22 protein-coding genes, 1 other RNA gene, 1 pseudogene and 1 riboswitch are annotated in these 26,317 nt (G+C 31.1%); of the genes and pseudogenes, 22 read left to right on the forward strand and 2 right to left on the reverse strand.

Going from position 1 to position 26,317, the window contains the following annotated elements; all coding sequences use genetic code 11:
* Nucleotides 1–37: 37 nt before the first annotated feature.
* Nucleotides 38–1,036 (reverse strand): aspartate-semialdehyde dehydrogenase, encoded by a 999-nt coding sequence (locus tag ACRC03_RS03970; RefSeq protein WP_438651257.1) that lies wholly within the window; start codon nt 1,034–1,036, stop codon nt 38–40.
* Between the two features lie 128 nt (nt 1,037–1,164).
* Nucleotides 1,165–1,338, reverse strand: a riboswitch (Lysine riboswitch).
* Between the two features lie 201 nt (nt 1,339–1,539).
* On the opposite strand from ACRC03_RS03970, the gene ACRC03_RS03975 reads away from it, so the two are divergent.
* From ACRC03_RS03975 to ACRC03_RS04080, 22 genes and pseudogenes are all read left to right on the forward strand, one after another.
* Complete coding sequence (locus tag ACRC03_RS03975) at nt 1,540–2,658, forward strand: amidohydrolase (protein WP_438651258.1); 1,119 nt, start codon at nt 1,540–1,542, stop codon at nt 2,656–2,658.
* Nucleotides 2,659–2,731: 73 nt separating this feature from the next.
* On the forward strand, nt 2,732–2,989 hold the full coding sequence (locus tag ACRC03_RS03980; RefSeq protein WP_438651259.1) for a small, acid-soluble spore protein, alpha/beta type: 258 nt from the start codon (nt 2,732–2,734) through the stop codon (nt 2,987–2,989).
* Nucleotides 2,976–3,722, forward strand: a complete 747-nt coding sequence (locus ACRC03_RS03985; protein ID WP_438651260.1) for a class I SAM-dependent DNA methyltransferase — start codon at nt 2,976–2,978, stop codon at nt 3,720–3,722. The genes ACRC03_RS03980 and ACRC03_RS03985 overlap by 14 nt, the downstream gene beginning before the upstream one ends.
* Nucleotides 3,723–3,743: 21 nt before the next feature.
* Entirely contained in the window at nt 3,744–4,685 is a 942-nt protein-coding gene (locus ACRC03_RS03990; protein ID WP_438651261.1) for an Hsp33 family molecular chaperone HslO, read from the forward strand.
* 121 nt (nt 4,686–4,806) lie between these two features.
* The gene (gene rpoN / locus ACRC03_RS03995; RefSeq protein WP_438651262.1) at nt 4,807–6,153 is read left to right on the forward strand and encodes an RNA polymerase factor sigma-54; all 1,347 of its coding nucleotides are present in this window, start codon (nt 4,807–4,809) and stop codon (nt 6,151–6,153) included.
* Between the two features lie 151 nt (nt 6,154–6,304).
* Complete coding sequence (locus tag ACRC03_RS04000) at nt 6,305–7,330, forward strand: sugar-binding transcriptional regulator (RefSeq protein ID WP_438651263.1); 1,026 nt, start codon at nt 6,305–6,307, stop codon at nt 7,328–7,330.
* A 69-nt stretch (nt 7,331–7,399) separates the two neighbouring features.
* Nucleotides 7,400–8,407 carry a type I glyceraldehyde-3-phosphate dehydrogenase gene (gene gap / locus ACRC03_RS04005; protein ID WP_438651264.1) on the forward strand — a complete coding sequence of 336 codons (1,008 nt, stop codon included), beginning with the start codon at nt 7,400–7,402 and terminating at the stop codon, nt 8,405–8,407.
* A 112-nt stretch (nt 8,408–8,519) separates the two neighbouring features.
* Complete coding sequence (locus ACRC03_RS04010; protein WP_438651265.1) at nt 8,520–9,719, forward strand: phosphoglycerate kinase; 1,200 nt, start codon at nt 8,520–8,522, stop codon at nt 9,717–9,719.
* A 27-nt stretch (nt 9,720–9,746) separates the two neighbouring features.
* A complete protein-coding gene (gene tpiA / locus ACRC03_RS04015; protein WP_438651266.1) occupies nt 9,747–10,490 on the forward strand; it encodes a triose-phosphate isomerase in 744 nt (247 codons plus the stop codon).
* Between the two features lie 12 nt (nt 10,491–10,502).
* Nucleotides 10,503–12,035, forward strand: a complete 1,533-nt coding sequence (gene gpmI, locus ACRC03_RS04020) for a 2,3-bisphosphoglycerate-independent phosphoglycerate mutase (RefSeq protein ID WP_438651267.1) — start codon at nt 10,503–10,505, stop codon at nt 12,033–12,035.
* Nucleotides 12,036–12,138: 103 nt separating this feature from the next.
* Nucleotides 12,139–13,431 carry a phosphopyruvate hydratase gene (gene eno, locus ACRC03_RS04025; protein ID WP_438651268.1) on the forward strand — a complete coding sequence of 431 codons (1,293 nt, stop codon included), beginning with the start codon at nt 12,139–12,141 and terminating at the stop codon, nt 13,429–13,431.
* 116 nt (nt 13,432–13,547) lie between these two features.
* A complete protein-coding gene (locus ACRC03_RS04030; RefSeq protein ID WP_438651269.1) occupies nt 13,548–14,642 on the forward strand; it encodes a CdaR family transcriptional regulator in 1,095 nt (364 codons plus the stop codon).
* A gap of 187 nt (nt 14,643–14,829) precedes the next feature.
* Nucleotides 14,830–15,969 carry a glycerate kinase family protein gene (locus ACRC03_RS04035; RefSeq protein WP_438651270.1) on the forward strand — a complete coding sequence of 380 codons (1,140 nt, stop codon included), beginning with the start codon at nt 14,830–14,832 and terminating at the stop codon, nt 15,967–15,969.
* A 63-nt stretch (nt 15,970–16,032) separates the two neighbouring features.
* Entirely contained in the window at nt 16,033–17,295 is a 1,263-nt protein-coding gene (locus tag ACRC03_RS04040; protein ID WP_438651271.1) for a GntP family permease, read from the forward strand.
* A gap of 59 nt (nt 17,296–17,354) precedes the next feature.
* Nucleotides 17,355–18,776: pseudogene (gene pyk, locus ACRC03_RS04045) on the forward strand (pyruvate kinase); the annotation flags it as partial.
* 116 nt (nt 18,777–18,892) lie between these two features.
* On the forward strand, nt 18,893–20,185 hold the full coding sequence (gene eno / locus ACRC03_RS04050) for a phosphopyruvate hydratase (RefSeq protein ID WP_438651272.1): 1,293 nt from the start codon (nt 18,893–18,895) through the stop codon (nt 20,183–20,185).
* 502 nt (nt 20,186–20,687) lie between these two features.
* The gene (gene secG / locus ACRC03_RS04055; RefSeq protein WP_438651273.1) at nt 20,688–20,915 is read left to right on the forward strand and encodes a preprotein translocase subunit SecG; all 228 of its coding nucleotides are present in this window, start codon (nt 20,688–20,690) and stop codon (nt 20,913–20,915) included.
* A 216-nt stretch (nt 20,916–21,131) separates the two neighbouring features.
* Nucleotides 21,132–21,443 (forward strand): helix-turn-helix domain-containing protein, encoded by a 312-nt coding sequence (locus tag ACRC03_RS04060; RefSeq protein ID WP_438651274.1) that lies wholly within the window; start codon nt 21,132–21,134, stop codon nt 21,441–21,443.
* 201 nt (nt 21,444–21,644) lie between these two features.
* Nucleotides 21,645–23,807 carry a ribonuclease R gene (gene rnr / locus ACRC03_RS04065; RefSeq protein WP_438651275.1) on the forward strand — a complete coding sequence of 721 codons (2,163 nt, stop codon included), beginning with the start codon at nt 21,645–21,647 and terminating at the stop codon, nt 23,805–23,807.
* A 173-nt stretch (nt 23,808–23,980) separates the two neighbouring features.
* Nucleotides 23,981–24,436 (forward strand): SsrA-binding protein SmpB, encoded by a 456-nt coding sequence (smpB, locus tag ACRC03_RS04070; protein ID WP_438651276.1) that lies wholly within the window; start codon nt 23,981–23,983, stop codon nt 24,434–24,436.
* Nucleotides 24,437–24,583: 147 nt separating this feature from the next.
* Nucleotides 24,584–24,933, forward strand: a transfer-messenger RNA (tmRNA) gene (gene ssrA, locus ACRC03_RS04075).
* A 60-nt stretch (nt 24,934–24,993) separates the two neighbouring features.
* A complete protein-coding gene (locus tag ACRC03_RS04080) occupies nt 24,994–25,167 on the forward strand; it encodes a hypothetical protein (RefSeq protein WP_438651277.1) in 174 nt (57 codons plus the stop codon).
* Between the two features lie 214 nt (nt 25,168–25,381).
* On the opposite strand, the gene ACRC03_RS04085 is transcribed toward ACRC03_RS04080, so the two are convergent.
* On the reverse strand, nt 25,382–25,597 hold the full coding sequence (locus tag ACRC03_RS04085) for a hypothetical protein (RefSeq protein WP_438651278.1): 216 nt from the start codon (nt 25,595–25,597) through the stop codon (nt 25,382–25,384).
* Between the last annotated feature and the right edge of the window lie 720 nt (nt 25,598–26,317).

Here is a 26,317-nt window from a genome sequence, read left to right on the forward strand (position 1 = left end):
AATAATAAACGTATAGTTACTAATACTTGGCTAATTATTAAACTAAATTATAAGCTAATAATAATTCTGCTATTTGAACTGCATTAGTAGCTGCACCTTTTCTGATGTTATCAGCAACGACCCATATATTTAGTCCATTATCTATACTGAAATCTCTTCTAATTCTTCCTACAAATACTTCATCCTTACCATCACAAGATATAGCTGTAGGGTATTCATTAGCTTGAGGATTATCTACAACAACAACACCATTTGCATTCTTCAATTCATTTACTACATCCTCTAGCTCAAATGGATTTTCAAACTCTATGTTTATAGATTCACTATGGCTATTTTTAACAGGAACTCTTACCGTAGTAGCAGTTACTTTCATATTATAGTTATTGAAGATTTTCATAGTTTCATTTATCATTTTTAGTTCTTCTTTTGTATAACCATTGTCAGTAAATACATCTATATGAGGAAGACAGTTGAAAGCTATAGGGTGTGGATAGAAGCTATTAGCTCCGCCTTCTACACCAGTTTCTAAGTCTTGTATACCTCTAACACCTGATCCAGATACTGCTTGATAAGTAGAGTAAACTATTCTTTTTATTTTGTATTTATCATTAAGTGGTCTTAGTGGAACCACAGCTTGAATTGTAGAGCAGTTAGGATTAGCAATTATACCTTTGTGAGCTTTTACAGCCTCAGGATTAACTTCAGGAACTACTAGCGGAACTTCAGATTCCATTCTCCAATGACTAGAGTTATCTACTACTATTACACCTTTAGAAGCAGCTATAGGAGCAAACTGTGCACTTATTTCTCCACCAGCAGAGAATAAAGCTATTTGTATATCTCTATCAAATACTTGCTCAGTTAATTCTTCTACTATATAATCTTTACCATTAAAAGAAACATTAGAACCTGCAGACTTAGCAGATGAGAATAAATATAAATTATCTATTGGAAATTGTCTTTCTTCCAATACTTTAAGGAATGTTCTGCCTACCATTCCTGTAGCACCAACTATTGCTAAATTTACTTTTTTCATTAAAAATCCCCCCAATTAATTTAGTTATAATCATTATTTGTAAAGCTTATTTCTAATAATATTAAAATATTACAAAATTAGACGTGCAAAGGTATACTTTGGCACGTCTAAATTAGAGTACATTAAGTAAACCTTGTAGCTCACCATTTATATAAAATAAATGACAGTCTTACATATATTTTATGCAAGCCCAGATAATAACTTTACCAAGATATTATCTTCGGCCATAATTCCTTTCTTCAAATATCAAAGCCCGTCAGCTCCAAATGAGTACTATTAATTATGGCACCTCTACCATAGGTTAAAAATAGGATATTTAAATTTAATTATTATAATTCTAGTACAAGATAAGGTGAAAATCAATTTAAAATTTAAAAAATTTAAAAAAATAAGTTAATTATATAAAGCCAATTAAAAATAAATAGTTGAAATAAAAAAATAAAAATATATAATATAGGTTAAATATAAGAAAATTTCGACAAAAAAATAAGGAGGAGATAGAGATGATACAAGTTCATGAACTTAGGGGTAAAGTATATAATCATAGAAAAAAATTAAATGGTATAGCAGAGATTGGAAGAAAAGAATTTAATACATATTCATATATAAAGAACTATCTAGAATCAATAAATGTAAAGTATGAAACTTATTTAGAAACAGGTATAGTTGGAAAAATTAGAGGTAGAGTTGGAAAGAAGACTATAGCTTTTAGAGCAGATATGGACGGATTAACAACAGAGGATGGAGTAAAACATTTATGTGGACATGATGGGCATATGAGCGTACTTCTTGGATTAGTAGAATTTATAAATAGTAACAAAGAATGTTTAAATGATAATATAGTATTTATTTTTCAACCAGCAGAAGAGGGGCCTGGTGGAGCTGAAGATTTAATAAATGAAGGCATAATGGAAATTTATAAAATAGATGAAATTTATGGACTACATATTTATCCAGAATTACCTCAAGGTACTGTTGGATTAAAATCAGGATATTTTATGGCACATGTAGGAGATTTTGATATAGATATAATAGCAAAAAGTGGTCATGGAGCAATGCCTCAAAATGGAATAGATGGCATAGTAGTAGCCTCCAATCTTATAAACAACTTACAAACTATAATATCAAGAAACACAAGTCCAATAGATAATGCAGTTTTAACAATAGGAAAAATTGAAGGCGGCTCAAGAAGAAATATAATAGCAGAAAATATAAGACTAGAAGGTACAATAAGAGCTTTTGCTCCAGAAGTTTATGATAACCTAAAGCTTAGAATGTCTGAGATATGTAAAGGGATAGAGATTTCTTACAATTGTAAAATCAATTTACATGTAAAAGATGACTACCCAGCTGTTAAAAACGATAAGAATCTATATAAGGAATTTATGAAGGCTATAGATGATGAAAAAATATTTGAACTAGAACCTTTAATGATATCAGAAGATTTTTCATATTATCAAAAAGAAGTACCAGGATTATTTTTCATGTTAGGTTCAAAAAATGAAGAAAAAGGATTTGTAGACGGACTTCATAATATAAACTTTAACTTTGACGAAGAAACTTTAATAAGCGGTTTAAATATATACATTGACTTGTTAAAATACAAAAAATCTATAGAATAAGAATCTATACCCCTTAAGTTTTTGTATAAATTTTATCTATATGATAAAAATACAAATTAGAAGGGGTGTTTTTATGAATAATGAGCTTTTAAATAAACCAGGAAAAAAGAGTAAAGCAAATAACAATAACAAAAAGAAAATATTGACAGATAATGATATAATGAAATATGAAATAGCATCAGAATTAGGCTTACTAGATAAGGTAAGTGAGTTCGGATGGGCAGGTCTTACAGCTAAGGAAGCTGGAAGAATTGGTGGTACACTTACATCACGTAAAAAACAAAAGAAAAAGATGATGGAGGAAATAAATAAAGACGATGGAACAGTATAGTGATTTTGCGTTCATTTATGATGAACTTATGAATGAAGTTGATTATAATGGATGGGTTAAATATATAGAAGACGTAATAAAAAGTGAAAATACACAGGTACAAAATATACTAGAATTAGCTTGTGGAACAGGTAATTTAACAATACCTTTAACTAAGAAAAACTATGATATAGCAGGTATTGATATATCAGAAGAAATGCTTAGTGTAGCTAGAGAAAAAGCAGAAAAACAAGGCGTAGAATTAGTATTGCTTCAACAAGATATAGCTGAGTTAGACTTTGATGTAACAAATTTAGACTGTGTACTATGTGCTTGTGATGGGTTTAACTACGTAACTTACGATGATGATTTAGAAAATGCATTTAAAAAAACGCATGAATTATTAAAGTCAGGTGGATTATTTATATTTGATATAAGTTCACACTACAAGTTATCAAAAATACTTGGAAACAACATGTATGGAGAAAATAGAGATGACATAACTTACATGTGGCAAAATGATTTTGATGAAGAACAAAACTTAGTTGAAATGGAATTAGCTTTCTTTGTAAAAGGTGAAGATGGAAGATATAATAAATTTGAAGAAGTGCATCACCAAAGAGCTTACACAGAAGAGGAAATAATAGAAAGCTTACAAATAGCAGGATTTACAGATATAAAGTCTTATGGAGACTTTACTTTTGAAAAACCTAAAAAAGATAGTCAAAGAATATTCTTTGTCTGCAAAAAATAACAAGATTTCGGAGGAATAGCTATGACGGATTATGTAATAAGAGCAACAGGTGGAGAAGGACAAGTAAGAGCTTTTATAGCTACAACTACAGAAATGGTAGAAGAATCAAGAAGACTACATAGTACATCTAAGGTTGCAACGGCAGCACTTGGAAGAACATTAACAGCAACATCGATTATGGGTCTTATGATGAAAAATCAAGGAGATAAAGTAACGGTTATTATAAAAGGTGGCGGACCGATAGGTACAATATTAGCAACATCAAATGTAAAGGGAACAGTAAAAGGATATGTTGAAAAACCTAATGTAGAAGTACCTAACTATGAAAATGGAAAACTGAATGTAGCAGCGGCAGTAGGAAATGATGGAGTGGTAAAGGTAATTAAGGATTTAGGTCTAAGAGAACCTTATAATGGAGCATATCCATTAGTAAGTGGTGAAATAGCAGAAGACTTCACACACTACTTTGCACTATCTGAGCAAACACCTTCAATAGTGGCTTTAGGTGTGCTTACAACGCCGATTGAATTAGATAATAATGGAGAAGAGATAGCTGAGGATGAAGAGTATGAAATAGACTTATCTAAGTTTAAAGTAGAACATGCAGGAGGACTTATAGTACAGCTAATGCCTGACGCAACAGAAGAGACAATATGTCAGTTAGAGAAAAATGTAAGTCAATTAACATCTGTAACAAATATGATGAAAGAGGGCAAAACACCTGAAGATATTTTAAATATTGTACTAGAAGGATTAAATCCTAAAATACTAGATAAAGCAAATGTTGGATTTGAATGTGAGTGCTCTCATGAAAAAGGAAAAGAAGTTTTAGTATCGATAGGCAAGCATGAACTAGCTGCAGTAGTAGAAGAAGATAAAAAAGCAGAGATTGGGTGTCAATTCTGCAACTCTAAATATACTTACACTGAAGAAGAACTTTTAGAAATGCTAAAAGAAATGTAATTCAATAAATTATAATTTTAAACCCCCTTTTAGACAAGTTTACCTAAAAATGTTAAAATAGACTTGTTAAAAGGGGGTTTTATATAAATTCCACAATGATAATTAGTAGGGGGTTTTTGGTATGAACTTTAATCAAAACTTAGAATTGACTCAATCTCAAAAGCTGGTAATGACAACTCAATTAAAGCAGTCTCTAAGTTTATTAAATATGAATAGGCTAGAGGTTGAAGAAGAAATAAAAAGAGAAGCTGAAGAAAATCCTTTGTTAGAATATGAAAAGACTAGTGAAATAGATTGGGAAGCATATATTAAAGATATGGATAACTATAATCAAAAAAATAGAATGGAAGTAAACTATAATCCTGATAATGATATTGATTTAGAAAATATAATAAAAGAATCAAATAATATATATGAACATTTACATTTACAAATTAGTCTATATAAACTTAATAAAAAAGAAATGGAAGTTTGCGAATATATAATTGACAGCTTAGATGAGGATGGATACTTAAGAGTAGATGAAAAGGAAATAATTAAACAGTTAGATATAGATAAAGATATGTTTGAAGATTGTATGGCAAATATACAACAATTAGAGCCTAGTGGAGTATGTGCAAGAACTTTATCAGAATGTTTAATAATACAAATGAATCAATTAGGGCTATACAATGACATATTAGAAAATATAGTATTTAATGATTTAGAGTTAATAGCTAATAATAAATATAAGGATATAAGCAAAAAATATAACATATCTATAGAACAGTGTTCAAACCTAATAAGATTAATAAAAAGCTTAGATCCTAAGCCAGGAAGATGTTGTTCTATAGAAAAAAGTGTGTATGTAAATCCAGACGCTATAGTAGAAAAAATTGACAATGAATTTATAGTATATATAAATGAAAATGATGGTTTTAAATTGAGAATAAATAATTTCTATAAAGAAATATTAAAAAACTCTCAATCAGATGAAAGTGCGAAAAACTTTATAAAAGAAAAATTAAACTCAGCGGCAGGTTTAATGAAAAATATAGAAAATAGAAAAACAACTGTATTAAGAGTTGCAGAGGAAATAGTAAAGTTCCAAAATGATTTTTTCATAAAAGGGAAAAAACACATAAAACCAATGAGAATGAAAGATATTGCAGAAACATTAGAGTTTCACGAATCTACTATAAGTAGGACTGTAAATGGGAAATACATGCTAACTCCATTAGGTATGTTTGAATTTAAATATTTCTTTAGTAGTGCATTAGAAAACAGTGATAATAGCACTACCTCTAGCACTAGCATAAAAATGATAATAGAGGAAATAATAAACATGGAAAATAAGAAAAAACCCCTTAGTGACGACAATATAGCTAAGATGCTTAAGGATAGAGGTATTAATGTAGCTAGGAGAACGATTGCAAAGTATAGGGAAGAATTAGGGATATTGTCGTCTAGTAGAAGAAAAACTTTTTAAAATATACTATAAAAAAGAAAATAAAAATAAAAATATTATAAAAACTATTGAAAAAAAGATGTAATTAATATACAATAAAATTATCTTGTGGGAACAAAAAAAACAATAGGGACTCAAAGTGTCCCCTATATGAAATAATAAGGAGTAGACAATGAAAAACTTATTAAAAATTCAGCAAAAGTTAATTCCACAAGTTATTGATCTTATGGAAAGAAGATACTCTATATTAAGACAAATATCTTTAAGTGAGCCTGTAGGTAGAAGAACTTTATCTAATCTTCTGGGAATTAGCGAGAGAATAGTAAGGTCAGAAACTGAATTCTTAAAAGATCAACAGCTTATAGATGTAGCAGTATCTGGAATGACCATAACTAAAGAAGGTAGTTTACTTTTAGAACAACTTAAAGATATCATGGATGATATTATGGGATTGTCAACACTTCAAGATAAAGTGAAAGAAAAGCTAGGAATTAAAAAAGTTTTAGTAGTTCAGGGAAGCTTTGATGACAACGAAAGTTTACTAAAGGATGTAGCAAGGTGTGGAGCAGAATATTTCCTAAATATCTTAAAAGATGGAGATACAGTTTCAATTACTGGTGGAAGTACAATGTTAGAGTTTGCTAATAATATAAAAACTGATAAGAAATATAACCGTGTAACTGTAGCGCCTGCTAGAGGAAGTATGGGGAAAGATGTTGAAACTCAGTCGAATAATATTGTCGCAATAACTAGCAAAAAATTAAATGCAAAGTACAAGTTATTAAATGTACCAGATGCATTAGGCGAAAAAGCTATGAAAACACTTACTCAAGAGCCGGAAATAAAAAAGACTTTAGACTATATTAAAAAGACAGATGTATTAGTATTTGGAATAGGTAAAGCTGATGAAATGGCTACTAGAAGAAAGTTTACCAAAGAACAAGTATCACAGATTAAAGAAAAAGGTGCAATAGGAGAGGCTTTTGGTCATTACTTTAATGAAAAAGGTGAAATAGTATTTAAATTAAATACAGTAGGTATTGATTTAGAAACTTTTAAAAATCTTAAAGAAAACATTGCCATATTTGCAGGAAGCAGAAAAGTAAATGCACTAATAGCTATGACTAAGATAAATAAAAATATTGTTCTCGTAACAGATGAAGACAGTGCTCGTAAAATTTTAGAATTAAAACAATAACAACAAAGGTTAATAACTAGCATTGCTAGTCATAATATATATATTTTACATAAAATAGGAGGTAACACAATGGTTAAAGTTGCTATAAACGGTTTCGGGAGAATAGGTAGATTAGCCCTAAGAAAATTAATGGAACAAACAGATAAGTTTGAAGTAGTTGCTATAAATGATTTAACGGATGCTAAAACATTAGCTCACTTATTTAAGTATGACTCTGCACAAGGTAGATTCAATGGACAAATAGAAGTTAAAGATAGTGGTTTCGTAGTTAATGGACAAGAAATAAAAGTTACTGCTGAAAGAAACCCAGCTGACTTACCATGGGCTGAATTAGGGGTAGATATAGTATTAGAATGTACTGGATTCTTCACTTCTCAAGAGAAGGCTGGATTACATTTAGAAGCTGGAGCTAAAAAAGTTGTTATATCTGCACCAGCTACAGGAGATTTAAAGACAGTAGTATTCAACGTAAACCATGATATATTAGATGGGTCTGAAACAGTTATATCAGGAGCTTCTTGTACAACTAACTGTTTAGCGCCAATGGCTAAAGTATTAAATGATAAATTTGAATTACAAAAAGGATTCATGACTACTATACATGCTTATACTAATGATCAAAATACATTAGATGGTCCTCACGGGAAGAACGATTTAAGAAGAGGTAGAGCTGCTGCTGCAAACATAGTTCCTAATACTACAGGAGCTGCAAAAGCTATAGGTTTAGTTATACCTGAATTAAAAGGTAAATTAGACGGAGGAGCTCAAAGAGTTCCAGTTATAACTGGTTCTTTAACTGAAGTGGTTTGTACATTAGGAAAGAAAACTACAGTAGAAGAAGTAAATGCTGCTATGAAAGCTGCTTCAACTGAATCATTTGGATACACTGAAGAAGAATTAGTATCTTCTGATATAATAGGAATAGATTTCGGATCATTATTTGATGCAACTCAAACAAAAGTTATGGAAGTTAACGGAGAGCAATTAGTTAAGGTTGTTTCTTGGTATGATAACGAAATGTCTTATACTGCTCAATTAATAAGAACATTAGGATACTTCGCTTCATTAGCTAAGTAATTTCATATAAGTCCGAGTTTGTAGTTCTTAGCTACAAACTACGGACTTTTTTAGAAGAGTATAAAATATATAAATTATAACTAAGAGTTTCTTTTTGAGAGGAGAGATGACAATGTCAATGCTTAATAAAAAAACAATAGAAGATATAAACGTGAACGGGAAAAAGGTTTTAGTAAGATGTGACTTCAATGTACCATTAAAAGATGGTGCAATAACTGATGAAAATAGATTAAATGGTGCTCTACCAACTATAAAGTACTTGATAGAAAATGGAGCAAAAGTAATATTATGTTCTCACTTAGGAAAGCCAAAGGGAGAAGCTAAGCCTGAATTATCTTTAGCCCCAGTAGCTAAGAGATTATCAGAAATGTTAAACAAAGAAGTAGTATTTGCAGCAGATGACAACGTTGTTGGTGAAAATGCAAAGACAGCTGTAGAAAAAATGGAAAATGGTGATGTAGTATTACTACAAAACACTAGATACAGAAAAGAAGAAACTAAGAACGAAGAAAGCTTCTCTAAAGAATTAGCTTCATTAGCAGATGTATATGTAAATGATGCATTCGGAACTGCTCATAGAGCTCACTGTTCAACAGTAGGTGCTGGAGAATTCTTAAATGAGAGAGTTTGCGGATACTTAATACAAAAAGAGTTAAAGTTCTTAGGAGAAGCAGTAGCTAATCCTGTAAGACCTTTCACTGCAATATTAGGTGGAGCAAAAGTATCGGATAAAATAGCTGTTATAGAACAGTTATTAGAAAAAGTAGATAACATCATAATAGGTGGAGGAATGTCTTATACATTCTTAAAAGCTTTAGGTCACGAAATAGGAACTTCTTTAGTTGAAGAAGATAGAGTAGAGTATGCTAAAGAAATGATGGTTAAAGCAAAAGCTAAGGGTGTTAAATTCTTATTACCAATAGACAATGCTGTTTCTGACAAGTTTGCTGACGTTGAGCCGGTTATAACTGAAGGTGCTGATATACCAGTAGGATTCATGGGATTAGACATAGGACCTAAGACTATAGAATTATACTTAAACACTGTAAATGAGTCTAAGACAATAGTATGGAATGGACCAATGGGAGTATTTGAATTCGAAAACTTTAACAAAGGTACATTTGCAGTTGCTAAAGCAATGGCTGCATTAGAAAATGCTACTACTGTAATAGGTGGTGGAGATTCAGCGGCGGCTGTTAACCAATTAGGATTCGGAGACAATATGACTCACGTTTCAACTGGTGGAGGAGCTTCATTAGAGTTCTTAGAAGGTAAAGAGTTACCAGGAATAGTAGCTTTAGATAATAAGTAATTTTTACTCAAAGTGGGAGGAAAAATAATGAGAAAACCAATAATAGCAGGAAACTGGAAAATGAACAAAACTATAGCTGAAGCTGTAGAATTTGTGAATGAAGTTAAAGATAAAGTAAATAATGATAAGGTAGAAGCAGTAATATGTGCACCTTTTACATTATTAAGAGATTTAAAAGAAGCAACTAAAGGAACTAACATAAAAGTTGCTGCACAAAATATGCACTTTGCAGAAAGTGGAGCTTTTACAGGTGAAGTTTCTGCATCAATGTTAAAAGAATTAGACATGGACTATGTAGTAATAGGACATTCTGAAAGAAGAGAATACTTCAATGAAACTGATGAAACTTGTAACAAAAAAGTTTTAAAAGCTCTAGAAGTTGGAATAGATCCAATATTATGCTGTGGAGAAACTCTAGAGCAAAGAGAAGCTTCAGAAACTAAGAATGTTTGTAAAGTACAAGTTGAAGCTGGTTTAAAAGATGTATCAGATGAAGATTTAGCTAAGGTTGTTATAGCTTACGAACCAATATGGGCTATAGGAACTGGAAAAACTGCAACTAGTGAAGAAGCTAATGATGTAATAAAATATATAAGAGAAGTTATAGCTGGTCTTTACGGAGAATTAGCTAATGACGTTAGAATACAATACGGTGGAAGTGTTAAGCCTTCAAATGTAGCTGAAATAATGGGTCAAAGTGATATAGATGGAGCTTTAGTTGGTGGAGCTAGTTTAGCTGCTAGTGACTACACTCAATTAGTTAACTACTAAGGAGAATTATACATGAAAAAACCAATAGCATTAATAATAATGGATGGATTTGGTGAAAGTAAGATAGTAGAAGGAAATGCTATTTTAAATGCCAACACTCCTAACATAGATAAAATAGTAGCTGAATATCCTCATACATTAATAAACGCAAGTGGACTTGATGTAGGCCTTCCAGAAGGTCAAATGGGTAACTCAGAAGTAGGACACACTAACATAGGTGCTGGTAGAATAGTATACCAAGACTTAACTAGAGTTAGTAAGTCTATAGCTGATGGAGATTTCTTCACTAATGAAATATTAGTAGAAGCAATGAACAACGCTAAAAACAGTGCTCTTCACGTAATAGGATTATTATCTAATGGTGGAGTTCACTCTCACATAGAACATTTAAAAGCTCTTATAAAAATGGCAAAAGAACAAGGTGTAGAAAATGTATTTGTTCATGCTTTCACAGATGGAAGAGACGTTGCACCAACTAGTGCTTTAGGATTCATAGAAGATGTAGAAAACTACATGAAAGAAGTTGGAGTAGGTAAATTTGCTTCAGTTTCTGGTAGATACTACGCTATGGATAGAGATAAGAGATGGGAAAGAGTTCAACTTGCATATGATGCAATGGTTGCTGGAAAAGGAAATACTGCAACTAGTGCTAAAGAAGCAATAGAAAAATCTTATGCTGATGATAAGGTAGATGAATTCGTAGTACCAACAGTAATAGTTGAAGAAAATGGTCAACCAGTAGGTCTTATAAAAGAAAATGATTCAATCATATTTGGTAACTTTAGACCAGATAGAGCTAGAGAAATAACTAGAGCTTTAGTATGTGATGAATTTGTTGGATTTGAAAGACCATGCATGAAGACGTTCTTCGTATGTTTAACAACATATGATATAACTATAAAAAATGTACATGTAGCTTTCAAACCACAAAGCTTAGAAAAAACTTTAGGAGAATACTTAGCGCAAAATGGAAAAACTCAGCTAAGAACAGCAGAAACTGAGAAGTATGCTCACGTTACATTCTTCTTTAACGGTGGAGTAGAAGAGCCGAATAAAGGTGAAGAAAGATTACTAGTACCATCTCCAAAGGTTGCAACCTATGATTTACAACCAGAGATGAATGCTAATGAATTAACAGAAAAAGTATTAGCTAGAATAGATGAAGATAAATTTGACTTTATCGTATTAAACTATGCTAACCCTGATATGGTAGGACATACAGGAGTTGTAGAAGCAGCTGTTAAGGCTGTTGAAACAGTTGATACTTGTGTAGGTAAAATAGTTGAAAAAATACTTGCTAAGGGTGGTTGCGCATTAATAACTGCTGACCATGGGAATGCAGAACTTATGCAAGACCCTGAAACTAAAACAACTATAACTGCTCACTCAACTAATCCAGTACCTTTCATAGTAGTTGGAGAAGAATTAAAGACTGCTAAGCTAAGAGAAGATGGAAGATTAAGTGATATAGCACCTACAATTTTAGGTATGATGAATTTAGAGAAACCAGAACAAATGACTGGGGACTCTCTAATAATAAAATAATAATTACATGCGTTTTGAAATTTACCCATCAATAAATTTTACCTATTTGTAGTTATTAAATTAATTATAATAAAAAAACAAAAATCGAGAGGAGATATATAAAATGTCAGTAATCGAATTAGTATACGCTAGAGAAGTATTAGACTCAAGAGGAAACCCAACAGTAGAGGTTGAAGTAGTATTAGAAAGTGGATCTCAAGGTAGAGCAATAGTTCCATCAGGAGCTTCTACAGGAGCTTTCGAAGCTGTTGAATTAAGAGACGGTGACAAAGGAAGATACTTAGGAAAAGGTGTTGAAACTGCTGTTGCTAACGTGAACGAAATAATAGCACCTGAATTAGAAGGAATGGACGCATTTGACCAACCAGGATTAGATGCATTAATGATAGAATTAGACGGAACTCCAAATAAAAGTAAATTAGGAGCTAATGCAATACTTGCTGTTTCTATAGCTGTAGCTAGAGCAGCTGCTGATGAAGTTGGATTACCATTATTCCAATACATAGGTGGAGTTAACGCTAAGCAATTACCAGTACCAATGATGAACATAATAAACGGTGGAGAGCATGCTGATAACAACGTTGACGTTCAAGAGTTCATGATATTACCAGTAGGAGCTAAGACTTTCAAAGAAGCTTTAAGAATGGGTGCAGAAGTATTCCACGCATTAAAGTCAGTTTTAGGTGCTAACGGATTATCTTGTGGTGTAGGTGACGAAGGTGGATTCGCTCCAAACTTAACTTCAAACAGAGCTGCTTTAGAATTAATAGTTGAAGCTATAGAAAAAGCTGGATACAAGCCAGGAGATGACATAAGATTAGGACTTGATGTTGCTGCTACAGAAATGTACAACAAAGAAACTAAAAAATATGTTTTAGCTGGAGAAGGAAAAGAATTAACTGCTGCTGAAATGGTTGATTTATACGAAGATTGGGCTAACAACTTCCCAATAGTTACTATAGAAGACGGTTTAGATGAAGAAGACTGGGCTGGATGGAAATTATTAACTGAAAGATTAGGACATAAGTTACAATTAGTTGGAGATGACTTATTCGTTACTAACACTGAAAGATTAGAAAGAGGAATCGAAGGTGGAATTGCTAACTCTATATTAGTAAAAGTTAACCAAATAGGTACTTTAACTGAAACTTTAGATGCTATAGAAATGGCGAAAAGAGCTGGATACACGGCAGTTATATCTCATAGATCAGGAGAATCTGAAGATTCTACAATAGCTGACTTAGCAGTAGCTGTAAATGCTGGTCAAATAAAGACTGGTGCTCCATCAAGAACTGATAGAGTTGCTAAGTACAACCAATTATTAAGAATAGAAGATATGATAGGTGACACAGCTAGATACTGTGGAATGAACTCTTTCTACAATTTAAAGAAATAATTTAAGATTAATAAAATCACATCTGAAATCGTAAGATTTCTAGATGTGATTTTTTTTTGTTAAAAATCAGTTTATATCATAAAATATAAAATAAACAAAAGAAAGGATATAAATATATGCCAACAGTTACAATAAATCCTAATTTAGCTCAAGAGATAGTAAATGCTGTAAAAGAAGTAGTAGATAAAAATATAAACTTTATTGATAAAAATGGAATTATAATAGGAAGCACAGATAAAAATAGAATAAATACTTTTCACGAGGCTGGATATGAATCAATAAAAAGTTCAAACAATATAGTAGTTGAAGGCAACGATGAATACAAAGGAAGTAAAAAAGGAATAAACTATCCAATCAAAATGAATGGAATAGCAATAGGATCAATAGGTATTACTGGAGAACCTAGTGAAATAAGTAAATATGGATTTTTAGTAACAAAAATAACTGAAATATTTATAAAAGAACAGCAATTAAATTATAAACATGAAGCAGACAAGCAAAGAATAAACTATGTAGTAAAATCTTTAAGTTATGACAATGTAGAAGATAAAAATGAAATAGAAAGTATTTTGCAGGATTTTAATATCTCAACTAATCAAAAATTTGCAATAGTAATTATGAAAATAAACAAGACTCATGCTACATCAGAAGTAGAAATAATAGAAAATGATATAAAAAAGGTTTTTGATACTATTGGAAATGTATTCAAAATATACATTTATCCAAATGAGTTTATAGCACTTGTAAATGAAGAAAGATATGAAAAATTAAAGGATGTATATAGAGATATTCTAAAAAAATATAAAGGTAATTTAAGTGGTGGAGTTGGTAGACTTAAAAATTTATATGAAAGTCATAGGTCTTATCAAGAAGCAAGAATAGCACTTAAACATTCAACTAAAAATCAAACAATTTTAACTTATATAGATTCACTGCATTTAGAGTTGATTTTAGAAAGTATAGACATAGATATAAAAAATCAATATATAGATAAAACCTTAAAATCTTTAGATGAAAGTGAAATTGAATTATTAGATATTTATTACAAAAATGATATGTCATTAAAGCAAACATCAGAGGATTTATATATTCATAAAAACACACTACAATATAAGTTAGAAAAAATACAACAAAAATGTGGATTAAATCCTAGGGCTTTTAATGACTCCGTAATATTATATATAGCAATAGCTATAAGGCTATCAGTATAAAAAATAACTAAAAATAAACTTATTTTTAATATACTTTTATAAAAAAGTATTTGATTTAACAAAACATAATATTTATCAATGTTACACATAATAAAAAAAACTATTAAAAATATGTTAATTATGGTACATGTAACATATATGTCGAAATTTGTATTTGGTATAATGTTAACAAAGGGAGGCGATGAACATGAAAGTAGTAATTTCAATAGATTCATTCAAAGGAAGTTTATCTTCAATAGAAGCGGCTAACGCAATAAAAACAGGAATAACAAATGTATACAATACAGCAGACATAAAGATAATGCCATTAGCAGATGGTGGAGAGGGTACTGTAGAGGCCTTAGTAGAAGGAATGAATGGAGAAGAAGGAATAATCTCTGTTACAGGACCAATAAATGAAAAAGTAAATGCAACATATGGAATATTAAAAGAAACAAATACAGCAATAATAGAAATGGCTCAAGCATCAGGATTACCATTAGTACCAACAGAACTTAGAAATCCTTTAAATACTACAACTTATGGAGTTGGAGAAATAATAAAAGAAGCAATAGACAAAGGATGCAGAAACTTCATAGTTGGTATAGGTGGAAGTGCAACTAATGATGGTGGTATAGGAATGCTACAAGCATTAGGATTTGAGTTTTACGATGAAAACAACAACTTAGTTGGATTAGGTGGAAAAGTACTAAACCAAATAAAAAGTATAAAAATAGATAATAGATTAAAAGAATTAGATGAATGTAATTTCAAAATAGCATGTGATGTTAATAATCCGTTATTCGGAACTAATGGCGCGGCTCATATATATGGACCTCAAAAAGGAGCAACACCAGAAATAGTTGAAGAACTAGATAGAGGCCTTATAAACTTTGCAGAAGTAGTTAAAAAAGACTTAGGCAAAGATATTGCGAATATAGCAGGAGTTGGAGCAGCTGGAGGATTAGGATTTGCATTCTTAGCATTCTTAAATTCAAAATTAGAATCAGGAATAAAGATAATATTAGATGAAATAAAATTAGAAGATGTAATAAAAGATGCAGACATTGTTATAACAGGAGAAGGTAGATTAGATAATCAAACAGCTATGGGTAAAGCACCTATAGGAGTTGCAAAACTTGCTAAAAAATATGGAGCTAAAGTTATAGCAATAGCTGGATGTACAACAGATGATGCAGTTAAATGTAACGAAGAAGGAATAGATGCATATTTCTCAATAGTAAATAGATCGATGTCATTAGATGAAGCTATGAATAAAGATAATGCATCTAAAAATATGATACAAACAACTACTCAAATATTTAACTTAATAAAAGCTCTACAATAAAAAGTTAAAAATAGTATCGTTAGATTAGTTAATTACTTAGAAATAAAATAGGCGGTGGAAAAAATGGATGTACAAATAACAACATTAGGAGCCCTATTAGGTCTTGCAGTAGCAATAGTTTTAATCATCAAAAAAATACATCCAGCTTACAGTTTGATATTAGGAGCTGTAGTGGGAGGGTTAGTTGGTGGAGCGGGACTTACTGGTACAGTTGATGTAATGATGAGTGGAGCTAAGGATATAATGCCAGCAATACTTAGAATAGTAACATCAGGGGTTTTAGCAGGAGTACTTATACAAACAGGAGCTGCAGCTAAAATCGCAGATCAAATTATAAAAACCTTAGGTGAAAAAAGAGCACTATTTGCACTGGCATTATCAACAATGATATTAACTTCAGTAGGAGTGTTTGTTGACGTTGCAGTAATAACAGTTGCACCAATAGCATTAGCAATAGCTAAGAAATTAGGATATGCACCAATTGTAATACTTTTAGCAATGATAGGTGGAGGAAAAGCTGGTAATATAATGTCACCAAATCCAAATACTATATCAGTAGCAGAAAATTTTGGAGTAGATTTATCTTCTGTAATGGCAGCCAACGTAATATCTTCTATAGTAGGTTTGACAGTTGCAATATTCTTAGCAAAGATGTTAGCTAAAAAATATAAAGTAGCAAAGGTAGAACAAGCAAAAGAAAAAGATGAAAATGTACAATTACCCTCATTCTTTGCATCAATAATAGGTCCAATAGTAGCAATAGCATTACTTGCATTAAGACCAATTGCAGGAATAGCAATAGATCCACTTATAGCACTACCAGTTGGTGGTATAGTTGGAGCCATAGCAATGGGTAAATTTAAAAATCTTAATGAATATATAACATTTGGACTTTCTAAAATGATGCCAGTTGCAATACTTTTAATAGGAACAGGAACAGTAGCAGGTATAATAAAAGCATCAACATTACAAGCAACAACAATAAGTTTACTTGATGCAATGAATATGCCAGCATTTTTATTAGCACCAATAGCAGGAGCATTGATGGGAGCAGCAACAGCATCAACAACAGCAGGAGCAACTATAGCATCAGCAACATTTGCACCAGCTATAATAGCATCTGGAGTATCTCCATTAGCAGGAGCAGCAATGGTACATGCAGGATCAACAGTAATTGACCATTTACCACATGGATCATTCTTCCATGCAACAGCAGGAGCGACAAACATGAGCATCGAACAACGTTTAAAATTAATACCATATGAAACTTTAGTAGGACTTTCAATGACAATAGTATCTACAATAATATGGGGAATAATTGTTTAGTAAAGAGCAAAATTATAAAAAATAGACATCAAATAAAGCGCGATACTTAGGAGGTAATCATGTTAAATAATATAAAAAGAACTAAAATAGTATGTACATTAGGACCTGCAACAGATAAAGAGGAAGTATTAAGAGAACTTGTAGTTAACGGATTAAATGTATGTAGATTCAACTTTTCTCATGGATCACATGAAGAACATAAGCAAAGAATGGATTTAGTAAAAAAAGTTAGAACGGATTTAGACAAACCAATAGCAATATTATTAGATACTAAAGGTCCAGAAATAAGAACTGGAAACTTTGCAGATCCAGAAGTATTATTAGAAGAAGGAACAAAGTTTACTATAACAATGAAAGATGTTGTAGGAACTAAAGAAATGTGTACGGTAAGCTACAAAGGATTAGCTAAAGATGTTGTAAAAGGAGACCTTATTCTAATAGATGACGGATTAGTAGGATTAAGAGTTGAAGAAGTTAATGGTGAAGATATACATTGTAAGGTAGAAAATTCAGGAATCGTTAAAAATCATAAAGGAGTTAACGTACCAGGAGTAAAAATAAACTTACCAGCATTAACAGATAAAGATATAAGTGATATAGAATTTGGTATATCTCAAGGGATAGATTATATAGCAGCATCATTTGTAAGAAAATCGGAAGATGTATTAGCTATAAAAGAAATATTAGAAAAAAACAATGCTACACATATACAAATAATTTCGAAAATAGAAAATCAAGAAGGTGTAGAAAATATAGATGATATAATAAAAGTTTCTGATGGAATAATGGTTGCTAGAGGAGATTTAGGAGTTGAAATACCAACAGAAGAAATTCCAATAGCACAAAAAATGATGATAAGAAAATGTAATCAAGTAGGAAAGCCAGTTATAACAGCTACACAAATGTTAGACTCTATGATGAGAAATCCAAGACCAACAAGAGCAGAAGTAACAGATGTTGCAAATGCTATATATGATGGAACGGATGCAATAATGTTATCAGGAGAAACTGCTGCTGGTAAATATCCAGTAGAAGCTGTAAAAATTATGTCAACAATAGCTAAAAGAGCAGAAGAAACGCTAGATTACAAAGAACTATTAGATCAAAGAAAAATGTCAGAGATAACAGTAACTAACGCGATAAGTCATGCTACTTGTAGCACAGCAAGTGATTTAAATGCATCAGCAATAATAACATTTACTACAAGTGGACACACATCAAGAATGGTTTCTAAATTTAGACCTAAGTGCCCAATAATAGCAACAACAGTAGATGAAGGTGTAATGAGAAGACTTGCATTAACTTGGGGAGTATACCCAGTTAAAACATCTAATGTAGGTAGTACAGATGATATAATAGAAAAATCAATAGCTGTAGCTAAAGATAAGAACTATTTAAAAGCTGAAGATTTAGTTGTAATAACAGCTGGAGTACCTGCTGGAGTAAGTGGAACTACTAACTTAATAAAGATTCACACATTATAAGTTTAAAATAAAATGGTTAATATAGAAGAGTTATCTTAGATGACTTTTCTATATTAAAAAATAAAAAATCTAGGTGATAAAGTCACCTACTAAAAGTCGAGAGGAGATATATTATGTCAGTAATCGAATTAGTATACGCAAGAGAAGTATTAGACTCAAGAGGAAACCCAACTGTAGAGGTTGAAGTAACATTAGAAAGTGGATCTCAAGGTAGAGCGATAGTTCCATCAGGAGCTTCTACAGGAGCTTTTGAAGCTGTTGAATTAAGAGATGGTGACAAAGAAAGATACTTAGGAAAAGGTGTTGAAAATGCAGTTAACAACGTAAATGAAATAATAGCACCTGAATTAGAAGGAATGGATGCATTTGACCAACCAGGATTAGATGCATTAATGATAGAATTAGACGGAACTCCAAACAAAGGTAAGTTAGGAGCTAACGCTATACTAGCTGTTTCTATGGCTGTAGCTAGAGCTGCTGCTGATGAAGTTGGATTACCATTATTCCAATATATAGGTGGAGTTAATGCTAAGCAATTACCAGTACCAATGATGAATATAATAAACGGTGGAGAGCATGCTGATAACAATGTTGATGTTCAAGAGTTCATGATACTACCAGTAGGAGCTAAGACTTTTAAAGAAGCTTTAAGAATGGGTTCAGAAGTATTCCATGCATTAAAGTCAGTATTAGCTGCCAACGGATTAGCTTGTGGTGTAGGTGATGAAGGTGGATTCGCTCCAAACTTAACTTCAAACAGAGCTGCTTTAGAATTAATAGTTGAAGCTATTAAAAAAGCTGGATACAAGCCAGGAGATGACATAAGATTAGGACTTGACGTTGCTGCTACAGAAATTTACAACAAAGAAACTAAGAAATATGTACTAGCTGGAGAAGGTAAAGAGTTAACTGCTAAGGAAATGGTTGACTTATATGAAGATTGGGCTAACAACTTCCCAATAGTTACTATAGAAGATGGATTAGATGAAGAAGACTGGGATGGATGGAAAGTATTAACTGAAAGATTAGGACATAAGTTACAATTAGTTGGAGATGACTTATTTGTTACTAACACTGAAAGATTAGAAAGAGGTATAGAGTCAGGTGTTGCTAACTCTATATTAGTAAAAGTTAACCAAATAGGTACTTTAACTGAAACTTTAGATGCTATAGAAATGGCGAAAAGAGCTGGATACACTGCAGTTATATCTCATAGATCAGGAGAATCTGAGGATTCTACAATAGCTGATTTAGCAGTAGCTGTAAATGCTGGTCAAATAAAGACTGGTGCTCCATCAAGAACTGATAGAGTTGCTAAGTACAACCAATTATTAAGAATAGAAGATATGATAGGTGACACAGCTAGATACTGTGGAATGAATTCTTTCTATAACTTAAAGAAATAATTTTAAATTAATAAAATCACATCTGAAATCGTAAGATTTTTAGATGTGATTTTTTTTTCTTTATATGTAGCCCGCAAAGGAGGTGTTTATTTATATGGTATCAAAGATGACTTAAATTTGCATTATTAATATATTAAGAACTAAAGGTATAGGAGCAAATACTTCGATTTTTTAATCTAATTTTAATCTTTATCTAAACGTATCCTAAGACTTATTACCTATAATATAAAATAAAAATAGAAAACTTAAATGATAAGAATTATCAAAAAAATCAAGTGCTATACAATGCATCAACAAAAGCAAATGAATTTGCTCAAAAAGCTACAGATGAAATAACTAAATTATAATAAAATTAAATTCAAAACAGTGAAGCTATCTTGATAACAAGATAGCTTTTGATATATTTAGAATTTAAGCTAATACCTTGAATTAGCTAGTTTATTGTGATATATTAAAGTGTGAGTAAATTTTGACAATAAACCAATAGATAGGAGGGGTACATATGGATATAGGAATGATATTAATGGGAGTACAAGTAGTACTAGGAGTAGTTCTTATAGGAAGCATAATGCCTCAAGATACTAAAAGCGCTGTTCCTTCACAATATGGTGGGGAAGGTAACCAAAGTTACTTTAAACCAAAAGGTAAGCAAGCTTTCTTAGCGAGAGTAACTAAAATAACAGCAGTGTTATTCTTTATAAATGCATTAGTAATGCTTTTAATTAAGTAATATTAAATAATTGGCCATTATTTAATAAATTTTGACATTTAAAAATTAAATTTAGTTTTTAAACAGCAACTACGTGTAACGTAGTTGTTTTTTTTATCGAAAAACAGGTTAATTTTATGGAAAAATTAAATCATATTTAAAAGGATTTAGAAGAGGATTTAAAGAATTTTAAATTTTAAGTAGTTAAGATACTAAGGAAACAAGGGAGGTAATTTTATGGCAATGTTTAAGGTAAAAACAGAAAGTGAATGGAAAAAAGGTTACATATTAGAATTCAATGAAATGAGAGACGCTTATGAAGAAAAACTAAGAAAAAAGCAGCAAGAAATAGATATGCTAAAATCAGAAATACAGACCCTAAAAGAATCTAGAAGTAACCTCAAGCCAAAAGAAAAACAAATTACAGACCAAGATATTAAAAGCATAAAAGATTTCAGAGACAACGGATTAAGTTATAGTGAAATTTCCAATAAAACTAGATGGAGTAAAGCTACAATAAGTAGAGTATTAAACGGATTATATGATTAAATATAAAGGCGCTTTAAAGGGCGCTCTTATATTTTTTTGACCATGTAATTACTAAAATGTATAATTATGTTATTATTATATAATGGATAAATGTATTATTCATAGCAATAATAGATAAAATAATGAATATCTATAATAAATAAGGATTTAATTAGCTCACAAACAAGCTTAATATAGAAAATAAAATTAGGAGGACTTCGTATGTTACCAGGACTTAAAGAACGTGTAATAGGCTTAATAAGCGAATCGGCGTACAATCCTTTAAAAAAAGAAGAACTAGCATTGATATTTGATATACATCACACAGAGATGCCTATGTTCTATAATTTTTTAGATGAATTAGAGCAAGACGGTTATATATGCAAAACTAAAAAAGGAAAAATAATTTCACCAAATCAAATGGGATACTATGCAGGTAAATTTGTATCACACAGAAAAGGATTTGGATTTGTAGAATCTGATGAAGAATACACTCAAGATTTATTTATACCTGCATGTGATATAAACGGTGCTATGCACAATGATAGAGTTATGGCAGAAATAGTAACGCCAGCAAAAGAAGATAAAAGAGCAGAAGGTAGAATAGTAAAAATAATAAAAAGAGAAATAAGTACAGTAGTAGGAACCTTCCAACCAAGTAAAAATTTCGGATTTGTAGTGCCAGACAATAAAAAATTCAACAAGGATATATATATACCTAAAAAATTTTTTAGTGGTGCTAGAGAAAATGACAAGGTAGTTGTTGAAATTACAGTATGGCCACAAGAAGATAGAAAGCCAGAAGGTAAAGTAATTGAAATACTAGGTCAAAAGGGTGAAAGAGGCGTAGAAATAGACTCTATAGTAAGAGCACATGGACTACCAGAAGAATTCCCTAAGAAGGTATTAGATGAAGCTGAAAACGTAGCTGTAGAAATACCATCAGAAGAAATAGATAGAAGACTAGATATAAGAGATTTAAAAACATTTACAATAGATGGAGAAGATGCTAAGGACTTAGATGATGCTATATCTATAGAAGTGCTTGATAATGGAAACTACAAATTAGGAGTTCATATAGCAGATGTTACACACTACGTAAAAGAAAAAAGTAAACTAGACAAAGAAGCTTTAAAAAGAGCAACATCAGTATATTTAGTAGACAAGGTAATACCAATGTTACCAAGAACATTATCTAATGGAGTGTGTAGTTTAAATCCGTTTGAAGATAAGCTTACATTATCAATATTTATGGAAATAGACTCTAATGGTAATGTAGCTAAATACGATATAAAAGAAACAGTAATAAACTCAAAAGCTAGAATGACATACACAGAAGTATCGGACATATTAGAAAAAGATGATGAAAAACTAAAAGAAACTTTTGCTAACTTAGTAGAAGAATTTAAAATTGCAGAAAAACTAGCTAGAATGTTAATGGGTAGAAGAGAAAGAAGAGGAGCGCTAGACTTTGATTTCCCTGAAGCAAAAATAATCTTAAACAAAGAAGGAGAAGTAGTGGATATTAAACACTACGAAAGAAGAATCTCAAACAAAATGATAGAAGAATTCATGTTAATAAGTAATGAAACAATAGCGGAACATTACTTCTGGATGAACCTACCATTTGTTTACAGAATTCATGAGACTCCATCTAGCGAAAAAATGGAAGAGTTAAGTAAGTTTGTAGCTACTTTTGGTTACACTATAAAGGGCGACATGGAAGAAGTACATCCAAAAGCACTACAAGCAATAATAGAAAAAATACATGGTAAGAGAGAAGAAGAAGCTATAAGTACAATAATGCTGCGTTCTCTAAAGCAAGCAAGATACTCACCAAATTGTACTGGACACTTTGGTCTTGCAGCACAGTATTACAGCCACTTTACTTCTCCAATAAGAAGATATCCAGACCTTCAAATACACAGAATAATAAAAGAACAATTAAACAACAAGATAAATCAAAAGAGACAAGAACAACTTGCAACACTAGTAGAATATTCTTCTACTCAATCTTCAGAGAGAGAAAGAGCAGCAGAATTAGCAGAAAGAGATGTTCATGATTTCTACAAAGCAATGTATATGTTAGATAGAATAGGTGAAGAATTCGATGGTGTCGTATCAAGTGTAACATCATTTGGGATGTTTATTGAGTTACCTAATACTGTTGAAGGATTAACTAGACTTGCTAACATGAGAGATGACTATTACATTTACGATGAAACAACTTACACAATAAGAGGAGAAAGAACCAAAAAGAGCTTTAGAATAGGCGATCCTGTTAGAATTAAAGTTGATAATGTAAATGTAGACTTTAGAGAAATTGACTTTGAGTTACTTTATAAGTTAGAAGATGATGTAGTAATAGAAAATACAGAGGAATAATTATTTAAGTTGAAGTTTTACCCATGGTTAGCAAATATGACGCAGGGTATTATATAAGGAGGTCCAAAGAGCGACCTCCCATAAATACATACGAAGGATTACCTTAGTAGTATTGACTAATAAAGAAATATATGGTATATTTTTACTAATAATATTGTAAGAAGGTGAAAAGTATGGCAGGAACAAAAGTATTAGCTACAAATAGAAAAGCAAGACATGAGTATTTTATAGAAGAAACTTATGAATGTGGAATAGAACTAAAAGGTACAGAAGTAAAGTCTATAAGACAAGGTAAATTAAACCTAAGTGATGGATTTGCATCTGTAGATAATAGCGAAGTATTTTTAAAACAGGTTCATATTAGCCCATACGAGCAAGGCAACAGATTTAATGCAGATCCTCTTAGAACAAGAAAGTTATTACTTCATAAGCATGAAATAAGAAAGCTTATAGGGGCAACTACTATAAAAGGATACTCATTAATTCCTTTAAGTGTATACCTTAAAAATGGTAAAGTGAAAGTAGAAATAGCTTTAGCAAAAGGTAAAAAGCTATACGACAAGCGTCAAGATATAGCTAAAAAAGACGCTCAAAGAAATGTAGAAAGAGAAATGAAAGTTAGATACTAATAACATTGGTAAACTATTTAGGTTAAGCCAATTAATTACATTGATTTTAATACTGAAAAGTATTATATTATATATACACTTACAACTGAATAGAACAAATGGTGAAAAAAGTTTGCGAAGAAAGTCTCAAAGACTATAAACTATCACGGGGGCGTAAAGGTTTCGACGTGGGTTTGGCACTTGGGGCTGCGTGTCGTGTTACTCTGGGTCACGTAAAAACTGGGGACTTAAAACAAACGCAAACGATAATTACGCAATAGCAGCTTAGTTCTGCTCGTCCCGCCTCAGCCCTCCTGCCGGCTAGGCCTGGACGTCATCTATGCAGGGAACTACTTTCGGGATTGTCTCGACCGAGAGCGGATTAATTGGGACTGGTCGATTACATAGCCTGCCACTGGGCGATGTGAGAGATGAGATACTAATATAGTTGGCTACACACGTAGATGCAACGAGGAAAAGACTTGCGGACAGGGGTTCGACTCCCCTCGTCTCCACCATTGAAATCCACGAAAACCGTATTGCTTTAAGCAATACGGTTTTGTTGATGAGGGGGAAATATGACTAAAAATAAAAGTACTTTAAGACAACAACTAAGGTCATTTGTAAGAAATGGATATCTTTGGGATAAGATTATATCTATAAAGGAAAGTAATAATATGGAAGAAGACATAAACTACTCTATAACGTTAGATGTTCTAAATGATAAAATAAAGAAGTTTTTGAAAATTTGATGAGTTTAAAAAATGAATGGTGGATAGGTTATAATTAGGCTCAATTATCTTATTTAATTAGATATAAACTTCATATTAAAAAATAATGTTCATAGATTAATGAATTCAAGGTTTATTTTTCAATGAAAAGTAGTATAATATAAGTATATAGATATAAAAAAAGAAATTATAATCTTTTACTAGAGAGTGTGATTTCTATGTATAAATAACTGAATTATTTTTTATTAGAATCACTCTTATTGCCAGTATGAGTGATTTTTAATTTATCGTAAATAAAAGCTCCAAATATGCTAATTAATAGAGCATCAGAGTTACTTAATAATAATTTTAATATTTCAATACTTCCACCTCCTTCCTGATTGGAAGTAGGTTTAATTCTTAGTACAGAAATCATCACTCTTAGATTGTAATTTCTATTGTATTTTAACATAGACTAGATAAGTATTCCAATAGAAGAGGGTGGTGGGTATTAGTAGACCAAATCTTATAGTAGTAACTCCTGATGATGATTATGCAAATTAAATCGAGTACTTTAAATTTATAGAACATGAACTATCACATATTTGGTGGAATAAAAATATACCAAAAGGATAGAGAGGTGATTTAATGAAGGATATTAGAAGGGCAGTTGTATTTTATACGTTATTACTACTGTTAATATTATTATGTTTTTATATTGATAGAGTGTTTTAAATAATTAAGGCGTAAATCCACTAGTTTTTTAGCCTAATTACCTATGAAATATATATGTCTAAAACATTTGAATGTAAACGGTCAGTAGTGTAATAGCTATATGGAAATAAATGAGTTTATTAGAAAATAAAATAAAAAACAACTTAAATAAAGTAGCTTAATAGTGGGTATGGTTATTGTGAATCGTCTCCACCATTTAAAAATACGAAAGGATACTGATTTTAAACAGTATCCTTTTTCTTATATAGTTTCTATAAAATAAATAACTAATATCTTATTAAAATTGTTTATATTAACTATTAATTATGTAATATAAACAATTTTAACCTAATAAGGCGAAATTCCTCTTCCTCACCGTAGGAGGTGGAGGATGTAAGCCTACCGTTAGGTTATTTTTGATTTTCATAAAAAGATGTTATATAATAGAGTCAGTAGTAAATAATAATAAGGAGATAAA

The sequence above is a fragment of the Romboutsia sp. genome (assembly GCF_051659545.1).
Lineage (GTDB): Bacteria > Bacillota > Clostridia > Peptostreptococcales > Peptostreptococcaceae > JBOFOR01.

Excerpts from the sequence above, each read along its gene's own strand:
- ACRC03_RS03970 (WP_438651257.1), bottom strand. The coding sequence starts at position 1,036 with ATGAAAAAAGTAAATTTAGCAATAGTTGGTGCTACAGGAATGGTAGGC.
- ACRC03_RS03975 (WP_438651258.1), top strand. The coding sequence starts at position 1,540 with ATGATACAAGTTCATGAACTTAGGGGTAAAGTATATAATCATAGAAAA.
- ACRC03_RS03980 (WP_438651259.1), top strand. The coding sequence starts at position 2,732 with ATGAATAATGAGCTTTTAAATAAACCAGGAAAAAAGAGTAAAGCAAAT.
- ACRC03_RS03985 (WP_438651260.1), top strand. The coding sequence starts at position 2,976 with ATGGAACAGTATAGTGATTTTGCGTTCATTTATGATGAACTTATGAAT.
- ACRC03_RS03990 (WP_438651261.1), top strand. The coding sequence starts at position 3,744 with ATGACGGATTATGTAATAAGAGCAACAGGTGGAGAAGGACAAGTAAGA.
- rpoN (WP_438651262.1), top strand. The coding sequence starts at position 4,807 with ATGAACTTTAATCAAAACTTAGAATTGACTCAATCTCAAAAGCTGGTA.
- ACRC03_RS04000 (WP_438651263.1), top strand. The coding sequence starts at position 6,305 with ATGAAAAACTTATTAAAAATTCAGCAAAAGTTAATTCCACAAGTTATT.
- gap (WP_438651264.1), top strand. The coding sequence starts at position 7,400 with ATGGTTAAAGTTGCTATAAACGGTTTCGGGAGAATAGGTAGATTAGCC.
- ACRC03_RS04010 (WP_438651265.1), top strand. The coding sequence starts at position 8,520 with ATGTCAATGCTTAATAAAAAAACAATAGAAGATATAAACGTGAACGGG.
- tpiA (WP_438651266.1), top strand. The coding sequence starts at position 9,747 with ATGAGAAAACCAATAATAGCAGGAAACTGGAAAATGAACAAAACTATA.
- gpmI (WP_438651267.1), top strand. The coding sequence starts at position 10,503 with ATGAAAAAACCAATAGCATTAATAATAATGGATGGATTTGGTGAAAGT.
- eno (WP_438651268.1), top strand. The coding sequence starts at position 12,139 with ATGTCAGTAATCGAATTAGTATACGCTAGAGAAGTATTAGACTCAAGA.
- ACRC03_RS04030 (WP_438651269.1), top strand. The coding sequence starts at position 13,548 with ATGCCAACAGTTACAATAAATCCTAATTTAGCTCAAGAGATAGTAAAT.
- ACRC03_RS04035 (WP_438651270.1), top strand. The coding sequence starts at position 14,830 with ATGAAAGTAGTAATTTCAATAGATTCATTCAAAGGAAGTTTATCTTCA.
- ACRC03_RS04040 (WP_438651271.1), top strand. The coding sequence starts at position 16,033 with ATGGATGTACAAATAACAACATTAGGAGCCCTATTAGGTCTTGCAGTA.
- eno (WP_438651272.1), top strand. The coding sequence starts at position 18,893 with ATGTCAGTAATCGAATTAGTATACGCAAGAGAAGTATTAGACTCAAGA.
- secG (WP_438651273.1), top strand. The coding sequence starts at position 20,688 with ATGGATATAGGAATGATATTAATGGGAGTACAAGTAGTACTAGGAGTA.
- ACRC03_RS04060 (WP_438651274.1), top strand. The coding sequence starts at position 21,132 with ATGGCAATGTTTAAGGTAAAAACAGAAAGTGAATGGAAAAAAGGTTAC.
- rnr (WP_438651275.1), top strand. The coding sequence starts at position 21,645 with ATGTTACCAGGACTTAAAGAACGTGTAATAGGCTTAATAAGCGAATCG.
- smpB (WP_438651276.1), top strand. The coding sequence starts at position 23,981 with ATGGCAGGAACAAAAGTATTAGCTACAAATAGAAAAGCAAGACATGAG.
- ACRC03_RS04080 (WP_438651277.1), top strand. The coding sequence starts at position 24,994 with ATGACTAAAAATAAAAGTACTTTAAGACAACAACTAAGGTCATTTGTA.
- ACRC03_RS04085 (WP_438651278.1), bottom strand. The coding sequence starts at position 25,597 with ATGTTAAAATACAATAGAAATTACAATCTAAGAGTGATGATTTCTGTA.